The 13,321-nt window shown below is 69.1% G+C and carries 12 protein-coding genes and 1 riboswitch; of the genes, 5 read left to right on the top strand and 7 right to left on the bottom strand.

Features of this window, described 5'->3' with window-relative positions; genetic code table 11:
- Positions 1 to 228 precede the first annotated feature (228 nt).
- Together OXS49_RS29980 and OXS49_RS29975 are read left to right on the top strand one after the other, a co-directional pair.
- Positions 229 to 555 carry a multidrug efflux SMR transporter gene (locus OXS49_RS29980; RefSeq protein ID WP_243927254.1) on the top strand — a complete coding sequence of 109 codons (327 nt, stop codon included), beginning with the start codon at positions 229 to 231 and terminating at the stop codon, positions 553 to 555.
- 285 nt (positions 556 to 840) lie between these two features.
- Positions 841 to 1,692 carry a septal ring lytic transglycosylase RlpA family protein gene (locus OXS49_RS29975; protein WP_267428277.1) on the top strand — a complete coding sequence of 284 codons (852 nt, stop codon included), beginning with the start codon at positions 841 to 843 and terminating at the stop codon, positions 1,690 to 1,692.
- Positions 1,693 to 1,779: 87 nt separating this feature from the next.
- Here the strand turns inward: OXS49_RS29975 and OXS49_RS29970 are convergent, their stop codons facing one another.
- Positions 1,780 to 3,807 carry a TonB-dependent receptor gene (locus OXS49_RS29970; RefSeq protein WP_267428276.1) on the bottom strand — a complete coding sequence of 676 codons (2,028 nt, stop codon included), beginning with the start codon at positions 3,805 to 3,807 and terminating at the stop codon, positions 1,780 to 1,782.
- Between the two features lie 234 nt (positions 3,808 to 4,041).
- Positions 4,042 to 4,238: riboswitch (cobalamin riboswitch) on the bottom strand.
- A gap of 209 nt (positions 4,239 to 4,447) precedes the next feature.
- Here OXS49_RS29970 and OXS49_RS29965 point away from each other — a divergent pair.
- From OXS49_RS29965 to OXS49_RS29955, 3 genes are all read left to right on the top strand, one after another.
- A complete protein-coding gene (locus OXS49_RS29965) occupies positions 4,448 to 5,041 on the top strand; it encodes a cell wall hydrolase (protein WP_267428275.1) in 594 nt (197 codons plus the stop codon).
- A gap of 149 nt (positions 5,042 to 5,190) precedes the next feature.
- Complete coding sequence (locus tag OXS49_RS29960) at positions 5,191 to 5,382, top strand: hypothetical protein (RefSeq protein WP_243927252.1); 192 nt, start codon at positions 5,191 to 5,193, stop codon at positions 5,380 to 5,382.
- A gap of 343 nt (positions 5,383 to 5,725) precedes the next feature.
- A complete protein-coding gene (locus OXS49_RS29955) occupies positions 5,726 to 6,154 on the top strand; it encodes a hypothetical protein (RefSeq protein WP_267428274.1) in 429 nt (142 codons plus the stop codon).
- A 12-nt stretch (positions 6,155 to 6,166) separates the two neighbouring features.
- On the opposite strand, the gene OXS49_RS29950 is transcribed toward OXS49_RS29955, so the two are convergent.
- From OXS49_RS29950 to fliF, 6 genes are read right to left on the bottom strand one after another with little or no spacing between them, the layout of a single operon-like run.
- Positions 6,167 to 6,712 carry a transglycosylase SLT domain-containing protein gene (locus tag OXS49_RS29950; protein WP_267428273.1) on the bottom strand — a complete coding sequence of 182 codons (546 nt, stop codon included), beginning with the start codon at positions 6,710 to 6,712 and terminating at the stop codon, positions 6,167 to 6,169.
- The gene (locus OXS49_RS33730) at positions 6,672 to 8,246 is read right to left on the bottom strand and encodes a flagellar hook-length control protein FliK (protein WP_267428272.1); all 1,575 of its coding nucleotides are present in this window, start codon (positions 8,244 to 8,246) and stop codon (positions 6,672 to 6,674) included. The genes OXS49_RS29950 and OXS49_RS33730 overlap by 41 nt, the downstream gene beginning before the upstream one ends.
- A complete protein-coding gene (locus OXS49_RS29940) occupies positions 8,243 to 9,547 on the bottom strand; it encodes a chemotaxis protein (RefSeq protein WP_267428271.1) in 1,305 nt (434 codons plus the stop codon). Before OXS49_RS29940 ends, OXS49_RS33730 begins: the two co-directional genes overlap by 4 nt.
- A complete protein-coding gene (locus tag OXS49_RS29935) occupies positions 9,544 to 10,776 on the bottom strand; it encodes a MotB family protein (protein WP_267428270.1) in 1,233 nt (410 codons plus the stop codon). The genes OXS49_RS29940 and OXS49_RS29935 overlap by 4 nt, the downstream gene beginning before the upstream one ends.
- 2 nt (positions 10,777 to 10,778) lie before the next feature.
- Complete coding sequence (locus OXS49_RS29930) at positions 10,779 to 11,417, bottom strand: hypothetical protein (protein WP_267428269.1); 639 nt, start codon at positions 11,415 to 11,417, stop codon at positions 10,779 to 10,781.
- Entirely contained in the window at positions 11,417 to 13,087 is a 1,671-nt protein-coding gene (gene fliF, locus OXS49_RS29925) for a flagellar basal-body MS-ring/collar protein FliF (RefSeq protein ID WP_267428268.1), read from the bottom strand. The genes OXS49_RS29930 and fliF overlap by 1 nt, the downstream gene beginning before the upstream one ends.
- Positions 13,088 to 13,321 lie beyond the last annotated feature (234 nt).

Below are 13,321 nucleotides of genomic sequence, written 5' to 3'. Positions count from 1 at the left end.
AGGGCGTAATCCACGAAGGTTCGCGCCCACGGCGCCGGCTTGGACAGGGTCATGGCTTCCAGGGATAGGTATCCGGTGTCGACCCGCGAAGTCCTGCCGGAGAAGCGAAACAGACTTGCCGCGGCGGCCCGATCCTTCGGTTGCTGAGGCTGTCCGATTCGCGGCAGATCTGTACACCGGTCCCGCCTCGAATTCACGAAGCCCCGTGCGCAGGAAGCCCACCCCGTCATGAATCCGTTCCTGCTCCTCGGCCTCGCCATCGGCGCGGAGGTCACCGCCACCCTCGCGTTGAAGGCCGCCGACGGCCTGACCCGGCCGATCCCGACGCTGATCGTGGCCCTCGGCTACGGGACCGCCCTGTGGCTGATGTCGACCAGCATGGACATGCTGCCGATCGGGGTCGTCTACGCGATCTGGTCCGGAATCGGCATGATCGGCGCCGCGATCGGTGGCGCGTGGCTCTACGGCGAATCGGTGAGCCCGACGATGCTGGTGGGCATCGCGGTGATCACCGTCGGCGTGACCATCCTGGCGGCCGGCCAGGGCCAGCACTGAGAGCTATCCTCGGGTTCCGACGCCAAGGCCCCCGTCCCGGACGCCTGGACCGCGCGTGGCCCGACGGGCGTTTCAAGCCGTGGCCGCGGCTGGCCGCGCCATCGAGCGAGACGCGGTTCGGCGAGTTGACCTGCATCGCCATGCAAACAGCGGCCAGGCTTGACTGTAGATGCAGATCTGAAAGTTCAGAGCTCTAACATTCGGCGCCTTTATCAGTCATTGGGAACTGTATTGCCCGTAACGATTTATGCCCACCGCAGGTATGGATAATCTTCGGTGAAGGCCATGATCGGGTCGGTTGGCCAAAAACGCTGTCGGCTGGCGCATATGCTGCTTGCCGTCTCCGCATCCCTCGTACCCAACCTCGGGATCGGCCGAGCTGAGGCGGCAGAGGCTTGGGGCCAAGAGTCCGTCGATCGCTCGGCCGGTCTGAAGCGCCCAGTACCCGTCTTCACGTATCGCCAGTTCACGACGAAGTTGCCGCCGCTTGCACCGACACCCGATAGGGCCGGTCACGCCGAAGCCACGTCGTTTGATCCGTCGGGGAGGCCGTCCGTGCCGGAACCGGATCCCGTGCTCGGCCAAGCCCGGGCGGACGGGCAAGATCGGGCGGACGGGCAAGATCGGGCGGACGGGCAAGATCGGGCGGACAGGCAAGACCAGGCGGACAGGATGGGCCATACCGACCCAGCCACCGAGATTGCCCCAGCGCGGACGGATCTCCCGGCCGTTCAACGCGGCCAGGACGCTTCAGCCTCCGACGGGTCGCAATCTGCAGCGGCAGGCACGGACCGGCCGCGTCAGACCGGATCGACCGACGAACAGCATGCCGATGCCGGCAAAACCACGCTGATCGGGAGCGGCCGGGCGAGTTGGTATCAGCACAAAGGTAAGACGGCGAGCGGTGAGATCTACAATCCCGACAGGCTGACGGCCGCGCATCACACGTTGCCCTTCGGCACGTTGCTCAAGGTCGTCAACAAGGCCAATGGCCGATCGGTCACCGTGAAGATCACCGATCGTACCAATGAGCGCACCAAGATAAAGCGCAAGTACGCCATCGATCTGTCCCGCGCGAGCGCCCGGAAGATCGGCCTCGACGGAATCGGGCAAGTTGCCTTGTACAAGGTCGATTGATGCGGCCCGATGGCTTGGGCCGGTTACCCGGCCGGCGCGCAGGTCGTTCGTCTCCACCCGACCGTCCTGCACCGCCGGGGCCGCGGTTCAGAACCGCCCGGCGATGGTGAGCCGCACCGCCGTGGGCTCGACAGGATGGAACACGCGGTCGATCAGCCCCTCGGCCGGCTCGCCGGGCAGGCGCGAGACGTACGCGTAGGTGATCTGGTCGGACTTGCTGTTCGTCAGGTTGAGCACATCCAGGGACACGCTGACGCCGTTCTCGAAGGCGTAGCCGATTCGGCCGTTGAAGAGCGCGGTCTGACGCGAGCGGATCGAATTGTCTTCGATCAGCGGGCGCGGTCCGAAGTAGCGGAAGCGGAGCGACCCGAACCAACCCAGCGGCTCGCCGAACGTGACGCCCGCCGACGCGATGGTGGTGGGGGCCTCCGGGACCCGGTTGCCCACGGGATCGTCGTCCGAGAAGCGGGCATTGGTGATCGTCAGATCACCTTCGAGCGACAGCCAGGGCGTCACCGCGTAACGGTTGGTCCATTCCACACCGAAGCGCCGGGTCGGGCGGCTCGGCTCCGTGGTGCCGGTGTCGCCCTGGAACAGGTTCTCGGAGGCGAAATCGAGCCGGAACAGGGCGAGGCTCGTCGTGAGCCCGGCGATCGAGCGGTTGCGCAGGCCGATCTCGTAGCCGGTCGAGGGCACCAGGAACGGCGAGCGGGTGGTGTTGAACAGCGACGATGTCGGATCGATCGTGGCGGTCACGCCGCGCACGTCGTTCGAGTGGAAGCCGCCGCCGTAATTCGCGTAGAGCTCGGTGTCGAACCACGGCCCCAGCGTCAGGCCGAGCTTCGGGTTGACGATCCCGTCGCGGGCGCGGCCGGAATTGGCCGGCGTGTCGGAGACGACTCGGGCAGAGTACCCATCGGCCCGGAAGCCGAGGCTGGTGCGCAGCCAGTCGGTCCAGCGCACGCGGTTGTCGGCGTAGAAGGCCCCGCTGGTCTCCAGCACCCGGTCGTCGAGCACGCCGGAGCGGTACTGCCGGTTCATCGTGTTGAACAGGCCGACCCGGATCGAATCCGTGCGGGTCTGGACGCCGATCTCGTTCTCCATCGGCATCCCGAACAGGTCGCCCTGGAAGATGTGCAGCGCCTCGCCGCCGCCGATGATCCGCTTATCGAGTTGGTGAAACTGATCGCCGTTGACCGGGTCGTTGAGGAAGTCGGTGAAGTCGTTGAACAGGTTGAGCTGCGAGCGGATCACGTAGGCGGAGACCCGGGTGATGCCGGTATCGTCCGTCGCGCTGAACCGGCCCGACAGGGAGAACCGTGAGGTGTCGCCGCCATCGGTCGGGTTGAGCGTGCCGTAGCGGCCGATCAGCCCCGATACGACGGCGCGTTCGGGGATCTGGTTGGTGGCGGTCCACCGCGCCGCGTAGGCCATGCCGGTGACCGAGAACCCGTCCAGCGCCGTTCCCTGGCTGTAACGGGCGACCGTGCTGATCTTGCGCAACGCATCCGGCACGGTCCAGGGCCCGTCATAGACCTGCGCATCGGCGGCGACGAGGAGATTGCCCTCCCCGAGCGGGGCCGAGGCGATACTCAGCGCGCGCTTGTAGCCGAACGCGCCGATCGAGGTGAGCGCGAGGTTCTTCTGCACGCTGTCGAGATAGTCGATCCGCACCGAGCCCGCGGAAGCGAAGTCGCCGTCGCGCACGAAGTACGGTCCCTTGTGGAATTCCACCGCGCCGACGAGCTCGGGGATCAGGAAGTTGATGTCGGCGTAGCCCTGGCCGTGGGCGTGAGTGCGCATGTTGAGCGGCATGCCGTCGAGGAACAGGGCGATGTCGGTGCCATGATCGAGGTTGAAGCCGCGCAGGAAGAACTGGTTGGCCTTCCCCTCCCCGCTATGCTGGGTGACGATCAGGCCGGGGACCTCCTCCAGCACCTCGCCGGGACGGGTCACCGGTCGGCTGTTGAGCTGCGCCCCGGTGATGAGGCCGGCGCTGGCCGAATCCACCGTGAGCAGCGGCCCGCCGATGCCGGTCACGCCACCGAGGGTGCCGGCATTCGCGGCCGGACCGCCGGTCGGAATAGGCGCGGCACCTTCGGCCGTGACCGAGATTTCGTCGAGCCGCGCCTCGGCGGCGGCCTGCGGACGTGCCGGTTCTTGGGCCGCGGCCGTTGCGATCAGGGCCGCCGACGCGGCGAGGACGAGGAGGGGCGGCGCAGAGCGCACGGATGGACGGGGCACGGGACCTCGGGTGGCGGCAGTGGCACGTCACCGCGAACGAGGCCGCGCCGGCTGCAACGGCAGCCGTCTTGGCATCCCCCGGAACACCCCGTCCGATGGACCTCGCGTGTGACCACGGCTGACGGCAGGTCTCCTGGCTCGCGGGTCGTCGCCCTCCCGTCGTCTTCCCGGGCGAGGCTGCCCAGTGACGTGGTGACGAGAGGACTCACCGCTTACAGTTGCGGGGGCAGCCGCGGTTTAGGGCAAGCCCGCACCGCGTTCCCTTTTGATCCCCGAGGGGAACCGTCGCGGCGAGCATCCGCCGGATACGGAGCCGACGTCAACACGACCGGGCCGGTTGTCCGCCCCTGTGGTCTTCCGGCGACGGTCCCACCGGACGCGTCGCGCCGGGCTCGCCTGCCACATCCTCGCCGCGAAGGTACGGTCACGCTTGCGGGACGCCCTGTCGCGGCGGGGCGCCGGCAATCGCCGGACGGCATGACGCGGCTGAAACAGCACGGAGCACACCTGCATGCAGGGTAGCGAGCGGACGAGAATCGGTCCTGTCCTGATGGTGGCGGCCGCAGCCTGCGGCCTCGGTGCGTGCAACACGTCCGCCCCGGTGCTCACGACGGGCTCGATTTCCGGCCACGCAGCGCCGCTGGCGGTCAGCGATGCCGAACGGGATTGCCTGGGCCGCGCCATGTACTTCGAATCGAACCGGAGCGACGCGGGCGGGCTGATCGCGGTCGGCACCGTCGTGATGAACCGGCTGGAGAACGCGATCTTCCCCGGCGGCATCTGCGCGGTGGTCGGCCAGCCCGGACAGTTCGCCGCGGGGGTCCTGACCAAGCCGATGCAGGAGAAAGACCTGCAGAAGGTCGCCGACGCCACCGACGCCGTCCTGGCGGGCGAGCGCCACCCGCAGGTCGGCAAGGCGATGTATTTCCACACCGCCGGGCGGCACTACCCCTACGGCAACATGCATTACGTGGCCGTCGCCGGCGGCAACGCCTTTTACGAGAAGCGCAACACGCGCACGGCCAAGCCTGACATCAAGCCTGACACGGTGGCGTCCGTCTCCATCCCGACCTTCGCAGCCGCCCCGATACCGGCCGCGCCGTAGCGCTCCGTGGCGGATCCTGGTGCGCGGCTCGCGCCACGCGGTTTCGCGTCCGTGGATACCGCTCCGCCCCTCTGTTTCTGCGGGAATTATTGAAGCGGCGCGTAAAGCTGAGGTTGTGGTTTGGCGATCGATCGGGGTATGGCATCGCAATGCCAGACGATGCCGGTTTTGACCGCATGGTGAGAGCCGCCATCCGCACCCACCAGCTGATGTGCTCTCATGGCACGCCTGCGATGCAGCTCCTGTCCCGCCTGCTTCTGATGGAAATCGGCTTCGCGATCGCGGCGCGGCCCGATGACGATCGTGCGGCCAACGACAATCCGGACGAGGCCGACGATTAGGGTGCTCTGAGCCGAACCGGACCCGGCGCTGCGTCGGAAAGCGATTTTTTACAAGATTTGAGAGCCGCGCTCTGTTGGCGACGAGGTGCTGACCCGTAACAGGCCCCGCCGTAAATTGGTCACCCGCACGGACGATCCGATCGGATGGGCGCAGACGGCACGGTTGGCTTCTGCCAGCCTGCTTCAACCGACGAATGCCGCCCGGAAACCCGGATCCACTGCCCGGTGCGGGGTCGATGACCGCGAATGGGGCGGTGAAACTGTTGATTGCACCGGTCGGCCGAACGTGCGGCATTTACACCGGAGGACAACGGTCTAGCGTGTCGGTCGGAACGACCCACGCGTGACGAATGGTGGACCGATGATCGCCGACCGGGTCGCGCTCGCCGGTGCGCTGCTCCTGCTGACCATCGCACCATCGGCGGCCCAGCTGCGTCGCCCCCTGACGTGCACCGAAGACGCGGCGATCGATTTCGCAACCCCCAGCCTACCGGAGGGCGCGAAGCCGCGACCGCGCAAGGCCCGCACCTTCTCGCTGGTCTCCAGCGGCGGCCTGCTCACCGTGATCTCGGCCGGGCGCTCGGATTATTACGAGTGCCAGCCCGCATCACCGCGGCTGAACGAGCGCGTGCCGCGCAACACGATCAAGTGCCAGAACGGCGTCTACTTCTTCCTGATCGATCTCAACACTCTGAACTTCGTTGAGGCGCAGCTGAACCCCGAGGATCGCACGGAGGTCAAGGTCACTGCCGGACGCTGTCGGGGTCTGTGAGCCCGGCCGGGCTCATCGGCAGAACCGAGCCGCGGCCGGGGTCCATTGCCCGAAGCCCGTCGCGACCATGTTGGTCATCACCCGGCAGATATAGACCTTCTGGGCCGCGTTGTTGTTCGGCCCGGCGTGGTAGCGCGCCACCGCCAGGGTCCAGCTGCCCTCCCGCTGCTTCAGTTCTTTGAGGAACTGGGTCGCGTATTCGACATTCGCATGCGGGTCGATCATGGCCTCGACCGAGCTGAACTTCCTGCCATGGAAATGGTGGTTGATCTGCATGCAGCCGAGATCGATCAGGCGCACGCCCTTGCTGCGCGCCTCCCTGAAGTGGGCGATCACGTCCCCCGGCCCGGTCCCGAAATAGGCCTTGCCCTGGATGTTCATGGCGTAGGGCTGCAGCGAGCCGCGCTTGCCCGTCTCCGTCAGGCCGACCGCGTAGAGCACCCCGAGTGGGACGCCGTAACGCGCGGAGGCGCGGCCCATCTCGGCTTCGCAGACATTCGCCGCGGCCGGAACCGCGCTACAGATAAACGCCGCCGTCGCGAGGACGTGTCGTTTCATCCCTCCGGTCTCCCTCCCGTCTGCCGGCGGCCGGGCCCGGATCCGCCTGTCGCTGCCTGTCTCCACCCTGGCCCTGGCGGGCGCCCCCATCGGAGAAACTGCCGGGCTGCCCCTGCGATGGTGCGTTGCCGGAGAAGCCCCCCGAATCGGACGGGCGGGCCTGGGTGACGGTGACCTGTGCCTGGTAGTTGGCCTGCTTCAGCAGATCGCCGAGGATCGCCGCATCCCTGTGCAGGAGGGCTGCCGTCTCGGGTTGCGAGGCGCGCAGGTGCGTTTCGAGTTGGCCGTTCGCGAGCCGCAACTCGACCGTGACGGTCCCGAGATCGTCCGGCCTCAGCTGGATCCTGAGGACGCGCAACGGCCCATCCGGTGCTGTCGGGAGCGCCGGATCGGCCTGAGAAGCCCGGGCGGCCGCTTCGGGGCCGCCCGCCCGGTCGAGCTCGGTCCTGATGGTTTCCGCGATCGTCGGCAGGGTGCCGGCGGGTAAGCCCGGCAACGCACCGACCAGCCCTTCCGGGTCGACGGAGGGCGCGTCCTCGGCGCGCCCAACGTCGCCAAGGGCTGCCCGGGCGATCCCCGTGACCGCACGGGTATCGGCGAGGGCGGTGACGTCCGCCTTCTCCAGCCCGGCGCCGGCCGCGCGGGCCGCCGCATCGGCGACCGCGGACGTCGGCTGGGGCTGATTCTGGGGCAGGTTCGGGACAGGCACGCCCGGTGCCGCGCCGGCCGCCGGCTTCGGCAAGCCCGCCAGGCCCGGACGCGGCGCGGCGCCGATCAGACCCGGCAGACCCGCCGGGACGGGCGGAGTTTCGGCCGGGCTGGCGCCCCCCGGCGCCGATGCCGATGCCGGAAGGGCGGACACCGCGGGTTCGCGTGCCGCCTTCGGAACGACAGGCTTGAAGTGTACCGCACTGTCGAGCACCGCGACCTTGGGCAAGCTGACCGTGGGCGTGCTGCTCGTAGATGTGCTGACCGTGGGCGTGCTGTCCGTGAATGTGCTGACCAGATCGCTCCCGTCAGTCTGTGGCGCGGTTGGGGGGGGCACGTTCGTCAACCCGAGGTCGTCGGTTCCGCCCTGCGCGAGCGTTCCGGCTGCAGCGGTCGAGGCCGGCGCGGAAGCATCGGAATGAAGCGCGGGAGTCCCGCCGTCGGCGACGCCGCCCGTAGACGATCCCGCGGTCGCCGGCGAGGCGACCGCCGCGGGGACCTGCGACGCGACCGCATTCAGGATGGTGGCCAGGATCGCCGCCGCGTTGGTCGGATCGACGGTGGAAGGCGGGGCCGCTAGGATATCCTGGCCCGCCTGCGCGGTCCCCCCCTTGCCGGCGGCCTCATCATCCCGCTCGTCCCCCGCGTCACCTTTATCGGCCCGGGAGCCGGCAGGCCGACCCACGGCGGCGCGTAGGGCATCCGCGAAGCCGCCCCTTGCGGCCACGGCCGGCGGATTCGCTCCGTCGGCCTCCGACTGGGACGATCCCACCTCCCGGTCGGGCTGCGGGGCCGGCTTCTGGAGCGTGGCGGAGATCGCGGTCACGGGTTCGCCTTCTTGAGGAGCAGATCGATCCGATCGATCGTGGCCTGGGCCCGGGGAATCAGCCTGGCGGGTTCGTCGGCGGCATCCGCCGCAGTCTGCGCCGGCTTCGGCGCGGCGGTATCGCCCTCCGGCAGGCCGGGCTTTCCGGTGAGGCCCCGCTGGATCTCCTCGGCGGTCGCCAATGCCGTATCGAGGAGACGGCTGTCGCCCCGCGGCAGCCGGGTGCGATCGACGGCCCTGAGCGTCCGCAACCCCGACTGGAACGTCGCCAGACTCACAATCTCGGCTGCGGCCTGGTAAAGCCGCGCCTGACTCGCCTCCAGGCTCTCGGGGGCACAGAGGGCGAGCGCCCGGTCGGCGGCCAGGAAGGCCGCGCCCGTCTTGCCCTCTTCGATCGCGGTTCGGGCGATCAGCAGGTACAGGGACTTCCGGCTGTCGGGATCGAGCTCGTCCAGGATTCCGGTGATCACCGAGAAACGTCCGCTATCCTGGCCGACATCCAACTTCGTCACCTGATAAGCGAGGCGCTGACGAAAATTGCCGGCGTAGATCGAGTGCGGGAAACGGCGGAGATACTGGACCGCCAGGGCCTCGAACCTCTTCAGGTCGCCGGTCTGCCCGAGGGTGAAGATCTCACGGCGCAAGGCGCCCTCCTCCGCCAGCGTCCCTGGCAGGAGCAGGCGGACCTGATCGAGCAGGCCGATCGCCCGGGTCGGACTCTCGGTCACGGCGAGCGAGGCCTGCGTCAGGCCGATCGCGCCGGCCAGCGTCGGCGGCAGCGTGGCGATGTCGACCTCCTTGAGCAGGCGGCTCGCCTCGGCCTCCCGTCCCTCGACATAGGCGAGGGCCCCGCGCGCGAGCGTCATCTCCGGTTCGCCGAGGCCGTCCTGCTTGACCAGGCGTCGCAGGATGGCCGGGCCGCCGCCGCTCAGAGCGAACACGATGGCGGCCCGCAGGTTATGCGGGTCGGTCCAGACCTCCGGCGCCGCGTTCAGGAGATCCCCGTTGATCCGGGCGATCAGCACGAGCTGGCTCTCGTGGGCGGCGAGGGAGCCGGCGGCGATCCGATCCTGGAGCAGCTGCAGGGTGCGCACCCACGCGACCGGTCCATCCGGGCGAGGCTGAAACTCCGGGATCGGCGCGGCGTCGGCCGGCGCAGAATCCGGCTGCGCGGTATGCTCCGCCTTCGGGGCCGGAACAGCGCCCGGTTCCGCGGCGGCCGGCCCCGGGACCCCGACGGCGAGCAGACCGAAGAGAAAGCCGAACTGGGTGGCGCGGAGGCCCTGCAGGAAAAGACTCATCCCGGAGCCCCCTGGAGGAGGATCTCGATCCGCCGGTTCTCGGGCGCTTTAGGATCCGCCGCGTTGCGCGGCATCCGATCGGAGGCCCCCTCGACGCGCCAGATCCGGCCCTCGCCGATCCCGGCGCGGGTCAGCATGTAGGAAGCCATGTGGGCGCGTGCGGTCGAGAGCCGCCAATTGTCGTAGACATCCGAGCGGAACGGGCGGCTGTCGGTGTGGCCGCGGACGATGATCCGACCCGGGCGCGCGGCGAGCGCCTTGGCGAGGCGTTCCATGGCCCGCACCATCTCGGGGCGGGGCTCGGCCGATCCAACCGCGAACATGCTGAAGTTCAGGTCGTCCGTCACGTTGATCAGGAGCCCGTCCGGGGTCCCCTGGACGTCGACATGCGGGCCGGCTGCGTTGGGCGGAAAGATCTTGGCGATCTCGGCCTTCAGAGCGGCTTGAGCCGCCGCAGAATCCGGACCCGGGCCGGTCCCGCTGGCGGATGCAGCCGCGGCCTTGGCCTCCGCCTTGCCCTCTCCCGCTTTGCCCTCTCCGGCTTTGGCATCACCTCCCCGGGTCCCCGCCGCCTTGGCGTCGGTGTCCTGGGCTCCGGTGACACCGGCGGCGCGGGCATCGGGCTGGGTCTGATCCGGCGGCGGGGTGATTCCGGTGGCCGCGGGCCGGTCGGCCTTCGCGGGCGACAGGGTGGTCACCTGCCAGTAGAGCGGATCGAACGGATCGCGCGGCGCGTCGCCCCCGCGCCGGCCGGGTTGGCCGAGTTCGCCGATCGTGGCGCTCTGCGGCCGCTCCGGATCGGTCTCGGCGGCGAGCGTCGCCAGGACGGAATAGGGATCCTGGAACAGCTCCCGTTCCCGGGCCACCGAGCCCGGCGGCAGGCTCCCGCTCTTGCCCTGCGCCTCGGCCTCGGACGTGCTCGGCGCCTGCCCACCCCGGACCGGATCCGCGGCGGGATTGCCCGAACTCGGATCCACCGAGGCGGCCTTCGGATCGGTCACGCCCTTCCGGGACGGCAGGGCCTCGGACAAGCTGATCGGATTGAAGTAGTTGGCGATGCTGGTCTTCGTCTCCTCGTTCGAGGCCTTGATCAGCCACAGGACGAGGAAGAGAGCCATCAGGGTCGTCATGAAGTCGGCGAGCGCGATCTTCCACACCCCACCGTGGTGTTCATGATCGTCGTTGGCCACCCGGCGGACGATGATGATCTCGGAATGTCCATCGGGCACGCTCAGCCCTCCGTAATCAGGGCTGCGAGGCGCTCACCCCAGGCTCCGAGCCGCGTCTCGACCAGGGTTCCGTTCGACCGGATCCGCAGGTCGGGACCACCCCCGGCGGTGATGGCGACGCGCTCCGGCGGCAGGTCGAGGCGGCGCACGAGCGCCGCGACGAGATCCGCCGGCCCGGTCACTGCGAGCGTCCCGGCCTGATCGTCCGCCACGAGGGACGCGAGCGTCGCGTGCAGGTCGGCAATCGCCTCCTGCCTCAGGGCCTCCGCGAGGAACGGGCGAAGGACGCGCGCCAGGCTCTGTGCCAAGCGCTCCTCCACCATCCGGGCCTGCCCGGTGATGGCGCCCGCCAGGAGTGTCGATTCGGTCTCGACCCAGTGCTGCCGGGCCTCCGCGAGCGTGGCCGCTGCGGCTTCCCGCTCGGCCTTGACGGCGGCCTCCACGGCCGCGCGGACCGCCGCCTCACCCTCCCGGCGGCCCTCCAGCCGGGCCGCCGCCGCGATGGCGTCGAGATCCGGCGGCGGGGGCGACGACGGCGACGGTTCCGCGTCGACGCGCTTGGGCGTCAGCGCCGCGAAGCTTGAGGAGGTGCGTTGGCCGGTCCCCGAGAAGACCGTCCAGACCGGGGGCGATACCGCCATCACGCCGCCTCTTCGCGGGTGAGCCACTGCTTCAGGATGTTGGCGACCTGCTCCTCATCGAGCTCGACCAGCTGTTCCAGCCGGCGGATCGGCGAGCGGGCCATCTGATCCGTCAGATCCTCGATGAGGTTGGGCGGCTCTGCCGACGCCATGGCGACCTGCTCGGCCTGCAGGGCCGCCTCCTCGTCCGGGCTCGCCAGCGCCAGCTCGGTTCCCATCTCGGGCGAGCGCGCGAGGATCGCGTTCACGGCCGGGCGCAGGCCGAACCAGATGAGCAGGCACCCGACGATCAGGATCGTCGCCGCGTTGATCAGGGTCCCGGACTGCCGCATCAGCACCTCGCTGAAGCTCAGGGCCGGGACGGGCGTCAGCGTCTGGCCGTCGTTCACGAAGCTGACCGCCGCCACCTTGATCTGGTCGCCCCGCGTCTTGTTGAAGCCGGAGGCCGAGGCCACGAGCTGCTCGATTTCGGCGATCTGCGGCTCGATCTCGATCTTGGCCGCGTCCTTCGCGCCATCCTTCGCACCGTCCTTGACCGCATCCTTGGCCCCCCCGGCGAGGGATTCGAGCCGGGTCCGGTTCACCAGGACGGCGACCGACAGGTTCTTGACCGAATAGCCGTCGCTGATCGTCTGAACCGTCTTCGTGGACACCTCGAAGTTCGATAGCTCCTCGCGGCGCTGGCTCTCGGAATTCGAACCCTCGCCGCCCGAGGCCTGGACGTTCTGGCCGGGCACATTCTGCTGCGCGGTGGTCGGCTTCTGCGGCGCGCGGTTCTGCGAACTCTCCGATTCCTTCACGGTCCGCACCGAGCGCTCGACCTTCTGGTCGGGATTGTAGATCGTCTCGTCGGTCTTGGTCTTGTCTGTGTTCAGGCGCGCGACGACGCTGACCTCGAAGTTGTTCGGCCCGAGATAGGGGGTGAGCGTCCGGCGGATGTTGTCCTGGATCTCATGGTTGATCGTCTGTTCGAGCCCGGCCAGCCGGCCGGCCGGCGCCGTGGTGGCGTCGTCGCCCGCGAGCAGAACGGTCCCGTCGGTGTTGAGCACCGTCACCTTGTCGGGCTTCATGCCGGGGATCGCGGCGGCCACGAGCTGGCGGATGGCGGGGGCGACCGCGGGATCGTTGGCCGGCTCCGTGCGCACCACCACCGAGGCGGTGGCGGGCTGCTGCTCCCGACGGAACGAGCCGGGATCGGGCATCACGATGTGGACCCGGGCCGCCTTGACGCCCTTGAGCGTCTGGATCGTGCGGGCGATCTCGCCCTCCAGGGCGCGGACCCGGGTGATGTCCTGCATGAACGAGGTCAGGCCGAGGGAGCCCAGGTCGTTGAACAGCTCGTAGCCGGCCTTGCCGCTCTGGGGCAGACCCTTCTCGGCGAGCAGCATCCGTGCCTGTGCGGTCTGCCCGTAGCTGACGAGCAGGGCGGTGCCGTCCGAGCTGACGTCGAACGGGACGCCGGCATCCTTCAGCACGGCGCCCATGCGGGTGACGTCGTCGCGGCTCAGGCCGGCATAGAGGGTCTCCCGCAGGGGGCGGCTCAGGTAATAGGCGCCCAGCCCCACGGCCAGGAACACGGTGAGCCCGACCAGCCCCAGGGCGATCAGCCGCCGGGGACCGAGCTCGAGGATGTTCTGCCAAAGCTTCTCGAGGTGTGCGCGACCGGGCATCGACGGAACTCAGACCTCCACCGCGGGAGCGGAACGCCAGGATGGCGCATCAATCTTGTGTGGGGATGGCGGCGCAGGAGGCCCGGTGCCACGCAAAAGGCCGCGCGCCCGGAAGCGCGCGGCCGGCATCCGCCCGGAGGCGGATGCTGTTGTCGATGAGCGGAGCCGAACTTAGAGCCATGCCCGCTCACGTAGCGACGGCCAAGTCGGTATCGTACCCGGCGGCAGCGATGC

It is taken from the genome of Methylobacterium sp. GC_Met_2, from assembly GCF_026540795.1.
Classification (GTDB): Bacteria; Pseudomonadota; Alphaproteobacteria; order Rhizobiales; family Beijerinckiaceae; genus Methylobacterium.
This window is presented reverse-complemented; position numbering and strand designations above follow the sequence as displayed.